The 886-nt window shown below is 59.5% G+C and carries 2 protein-coding genes; both read right to left on the bottom strand.

Translation table 11 applies throughout. The features are described 5' to 3' along the window. Positions 1-221, bottom strand: a 221-nt coding sequence (locus AC1D0Z_RS23080; protein ID WP_477660457.1) for a ribosome-recycling factor, incomplete at its 3' end; no start/stop codon positions are given. A 50-nt stretch (positions 222-271) separates the two neighbouring features. Further along, a partial coding sequence (gene pyrH, locus AC1D0Z_RS23085) for a UMP kinase (protein ID WP_477660458.1) occupies positions 272-886 on the bottom strand: 615 nt, incomplete at its 5' end.

Below are 886 nucleotides of genomic sequence, written 5' to 3' on the forward strand. Positions count from 1 at the left end.
CCCTTTTCCCAGGGCGAGACACTGATGGTGCGAGCGTCGAGCAGCGACACATTGGCCACCTGGCTGATCGGCACCATGGAGCCGTAGTAGTCAACATGCACGGTATCGAGCAACCCGGGGTTGGCGCGTCCTGTGCGAATCTTGGTCAGGCCATTTTTGAACGAGTCAATGGACTGCTGCATCTTTTGCTCTGCCAGCTGCTTGACTTCAACAATGCTCATGGTCGAATCTCCGGATTTTTATAGCGAAAAGGAACAAGCCCGGCAGCGGCTCAGACGTGAACCAGGGTTCCCTCGTCCTCACCCTGCACAACGCGCTTGAGCGCACCGTGCTTGAAAATACTGAATACCTTGATGGGGAGTTTCTGGTCACGGCACAACGCAAAAGCGGTGGCATCCATGACTTCCAGGTTTTTGCCCATCGCCTCATCAAACGTGATGTTGGTGTAGCGTGTGGCCTTGGGATCTTTCTTGGGGTCCGCAGTGTACACACCGTCGACCTTGGTGGCCTTGAGCACGATCTCGGCGCCGATCTCGGCGCCGCGCAGCGCGGCCGCCGTGTCGGTGGTGAAAAACGGATTGCCGGTGCCCGCCGCAAAAATGACGACCTTGCCCTCTTCGAGGTACTGCAGGGCTTTGGGGCGGACATAGGGCTCAACCACACGCTCGATGCCGATGGCCGACATCACGCGGGCGATGAGCCCGGCCTTGTCCATGGTGTCACCCAAAGCCAGGGCGTTCATTACGGTAGCCAGCATGCCCATGTAGTCGGCGGTGGCGCGGTCCATGCCGACCGAGCCGCCCGCCACGCCGCGAAAAATGTTGCCGCCGCCAATCACCACCGCCACTTCGACACCCATGCGGGTGACTTCAGCAATCTCTTCCAC

It is taken from the genome of Polaromonas sp. P1_E3 (assembly GCF_056405935.1).